At 72.2% G+C, this 3,354-nt stretch carries 6 protein-coding genes, 1 tRNA gene and 1 pseudogene; 4 read left to right on the top strand and 4 right to left on the bottom strand.

Annotated features, from left to right (window positions below; all coding sequences use genetic code 11):
• Positions 1–204 (top strand): annotated as a pseudogene (locus VQ03_RS34120) (hypothetical protein); the annotation flags it as partial.
• 84 nt (positions 205–288) lie between these two features.
• Positions 289–450 carry a hypothetical protein gene (locus tag VQ03_RS34125; protein ID WP_167376150.1) on the top strand — a complete coding sequence of 54 codons (162 nt, stop codon included), beginning with the start codon at positions 289–291 and terminating at the stop codon, positions 448–450.
• A 31-nt stretch (positions 451–481) separates the two neighbouring features.
• On the opposite strand, the gene VQ03_RS30040 is transcribed toward VQ03_RS34125, so the two are convergent.
• From VQ03_RS30040 to VQ03_RS30050, 4 genes are read right to left on the bottom strand one after another with little or no spacing between them, the layout of a single operon-like run.
• A complete protein-coding gene (locus VQ03_RS30040; RefSeq protein ID WP_048454601.1) occupies positions 482–709 on the bottom strand; it encodes a hypothetical protein in 228 nt (75 codons plus the stop codon).
• 27 nt (positions 710–736) lie between these two features.
• Positions 737–1,195: a lysozyme inhibitor LprI family protein gene (locus VQ03_RS30045; protein WP_083468322.1), complete on the bottom strand. Its 459-nt coding sequence runs from the start codon at positions 1,193–1,195 to the stop codon at positions 737–739.
• On the bottom strand, positions 1,192–1,338 hold the full coding sequence (locus tag VQ03_RS33505; RefSeq protein ID WP_157064324.1) for a hypothetical protein: 147 nt from the start codon (positions 1,336–1,338) through the stop codon (positions 1,192–1,194). The genes VQ03_RS30045 and VQ03_RS33505 overlap by 4 nt, the downstream gene beginning before the upstream one ends.
• A gap of 1 nt (position 1,339) precedes the next feature.
• Positions 1,340–1,861 carry a Ros/MucR family transcriptional regulator gene (locus VQ03_RS30050; RefSeq protein WP_048454602.1) on the bottom strand — a complete coding sequence of 174 codons (522 nt, stop codon included), beginning with the start codon at positions 1,859–1,861 and terminating at the stop codon, positions 1,340–1,342.
• Positions 1,862–2,338: 477 nt separating this feature from the next.
• Between VQ03_RS30050 and VQ03_RS30055 the strand changes: the two genes are divergently transcribed.
• Positions 2,339–2,412: transfer RNA gene (locus tag VQ03_RS30055), tRNA-Gln, on the top strand.
• A gap of 268 nt (positions 2,413–2,680) precedes the next feature.
• The coding region (locus VQ03_RS30060) for a hypothetical protein (protein WP_157064325.1) at positions 2,681–3,354 on the top strand (674 nt) is incomplete at its 3' end.

Raw genomic sequence — 3,354 nt, forward strand, 5'->3', positions numbered from 1 at the left:
TATCGCGGCTACGGCTATCGCGGTGGCTACGGGCGCGGGCTCGGCTACGGTCTCGCCGGGGTCGGCCTCGGGCTCGGGCTCGGCTACGGCCTCTCCAATGTCGGCTATTATGGCGGATATGGCGCGACGTATGGCGGCTGCGGCCCCTACGCGTACTACGACGACGTGTACGGGACCTGCATCTCGTACGGATACGGCTACTGACGCGCATCGCGGAGCGTCCGCTTCATGAGACGCGGCCGGGCGGGTCCCGCCCGGCCTCCGATCCAGGTCCGACGGAGGAGCGCCATGGCCGATTCACCCAAGCCCGGGGACAAGGCGGATCCCGGCACGCCCGGCACCGGCGAGAATCTCTGCCCGCATTGCGCCGGCACCGGCCGGATCCAGGGCGAGCCCTGCCCGGACTGCGCCGGCACCGGCACGGTGACCGAGCCGATCGGCGGGGCCTGAGGCGAGGACGGGCCGCGATCCTCGCCCGGCCTCAGGGCGCCAGGATGATCTCCGCCAGCGCCAGAGCCTTGGCCATGGCCGCCTCGGTCTTCGGCGTCGGCGGAGCCGGCAGCTGGGCTTCCTGCCGCAGCGCCTCCAGCACCGCCTCCCGGGCGTTCGGGTCCCGCTGCACCCGCTCGCGCAAGAGGGCAGACACGATCAGCTCGAGGGCGCCCAGGCGTGCCTCGACGTCGTCCTCGAAGGTGAGCGGCGCGCTCATCGATCATCCCCCCGGTGGCTCACGGCCTCACTCCCGGATCTCGTCGATCCGCGCGGCGAGGAGCCGGATCTTGCACGACGAGGCGAGCTGCCCCGCCGCCGAGCCGCCATGGTAGTCGAAGTCGTAGAGGCTGTCGCAGTGGCGCCGGAAGTACTCTTCCCATGCGCCTTGCGCGGCGAGGAAGGCCTTGCGCCAGTTCTCCGCATCGTCGCGTCCGGCCAGGCTGCCGGGGCTCGCCGGCCGGGTGGCGACGGCCGCGATGGCGGCGAGCTTGCGCTCCACCAGGGTCCCGAGCCGCTCCCGCAGCGCCTTGGCGGCCTCGTCGAGGCACGCCCCCTTCCGGTATTCCGGCTGCGCCTTGCCGGCGCAGGCGCGGATGGTCGCCGCCGCGGAGACGGGCTTGTCCGCCGGCGCGGCCGCGGCGGGCGCCGCGGACGCTGCCGCCAGGGCGAGCACGAGGCCCGCCGCGCACAGGTCGTGCCTCATCCGAACCAATGCCCCAGCCAGTCGCCGCCGGCCAGCGCGACGCCGACCGCCGTGATGGCCGCTCCGGTCAGGAGCAGCAACACCTGCTCGCGCGACGGCAGGCGGCGTCCCCGCGCCTGCCGCCAGGGATTGGTGAGGCCCATCCTACTCGGCCGCGGCTTTGCGCGGGCGGCGGCGCGGCGCGGGCTTCTCCGCCGGAACCTCGGGCGCCGCGGGAGCCGGTTCCTCGACGGCCGCCTGGGCTGCCGCCGCGGCATCGCGCCGGCGCTGCCCGAGGCCGAGGCTCTTGGCCAGCGCCGAGCGCTGGGCGGCGTAGCTCGCCGCGACCATCGGGTAATCGTGCGGCAGGCCGAACTTCTGGCGATAATCGGCCGGCGTCAGGCCCTGCGAGGTCAGGTGCCGCTTGAGCGAGCGATACGGCTTGCCGTCCAGGAAGCTGATCAGGTGGTCGGGCGTGATCGACTTGCGGATCTGCGCCGGGGTCGCCCGGGTGTCCTCGATCGGCGCGGCCGCCGGCTGGCCGAGCGCCGTCAGCGAGGCATGCACCGACGCGATCAATCCCGGTAGCTCCGCAACCTGAAGATTGTTGTTCGCGACATAGGACGAGACAATGTCGGCCGCGAGGCCGACGAACTCAGACTGCTGCTCCAGGTTGACGTCCGACACGAGGTTCCATCCCGATCTGAGCAACCCGGTTCGTTCCGAGTCGTCCAGGCATATCGGGCAGAGTGCGTGCTCATCAAGTGAAACCATGCCGCTTCCAAGGAAAATCTGTGTATCGCGACCGGTCTCTGATTTTTTCCGATCGGTCTTCGCCCGGCGCCCGCTGGTCCCGCCGTTGGTCAGGCACCGCGCGCTCCGCCTCCTGCACCGCCCCCGTCGCCGCCTCAGCCTTCATGCCCGGACAGCGAGACCGCGTCGGCCGGCCGGCCTCTGACCCGAAACCTTTCGGACAGGCCGGCGCAGGCCCGGATTGATCGCGCCTCGGCCGGCGATCGGGCCCTGGCCCACCCCGCGCGGAGGTCGCGCAAGAAGGCCTTGACCGGCCCGGCGAACCGGCCTATCAGCACCGCACCCGAGGCGGTGACGCGCCACCCCGGACAGACGGAAGCCTCCTCTGATCCACTGCGCGTAACGCTTCGTTGGGGGATAGTTTAACGGTAGAACAGCGGACTCTGACTCCGTTAGTCGTGGTTCGAATCCACGTCCCCCAGCCACCTTATTCTTCAGGTGTTTGGCGCCAGATCGTTAACCGGCGTGGCAAGCGGTCAGACAAACCCGCCCGCCCGGTTAGACACTCCCCTCGCGCTTCCTGTCCTCCTCATCCAGCTTGGTCACCACCCCGCGCAGCTTCGGCTCCAGGTCGGCCTCCCGCGAGGAATGCGCTGCCGTGCCCCCGGTCTCCTGGCTGTCCTCGCCGGGAGCGAGGCCGTCGATCCCCTGGCACGACTGAGGTTCGACGCCTTTCTGTGCCGCGCCGAGGGAGTGCCGACCATCTGGTGCGCCGGACGCCGTCGCACACCGCGCGGCGCCACCGCTGCGACGGCGGCCCCGCCCTTCACCCGGCCCGGCTCCGCTCGGCCGCATCCCTCCCCCACACTCCGCACCGCTATCGCGGCCGTCACCGATCCCTGGCCCGACCCGGCGCGCGATCCCCTCGGTGAGCCGGAGCGGCTGCCCGTCACCGTCCACCGCTGCACCGATCTCCTGGAGCGCGAGGCCAGCCACGGTCGCCTCTCGGCCGAGGCCGACCTGGTCGGGCGCGTGCTGCAGGTGGCCTTCGAGCGCCGGAGCGAACTGCGCGGGTCGGGCTCGCCGGAGGGCGGCGACCGGGTCGACCACACCGTGGCGCATGAGCTGGCGATCCTGCTGGCCATCGATGACGAACGGGTGGTCGAGGGGTTGCTCGACCGGCTGCGCGAGGCGGTCGGCAATGTGGGCACGCGGTTCCTGCGCCAGGTCCTGGCCGAGGACCGGGATTCGCCGGCATCGCCCACGGGCTCGGCCGCGGCGACGGGCGGGCGGCGGTGGCCGGGGTGGCGCAGCGTTTTCGCGATCTCCTCGAGGACGTGGCGGCGGATTGGCGGCGGATTGTCTGGCGCGGCCATCGGGCCAGGGGCGGGAGACGGGCCGGATCGTCGGCTCGGCCGCGGCGCCGG

This window comes from Methylobacterium tarhaniae (genome assembly GCF_001043955.1).
GTDB lineage: Bacteria > Pseudomonadota > Alphaproteobacteria > Rhizobiales > Beijerinckiaceae > Methylobacterium > Methylobacterium tarhaniae.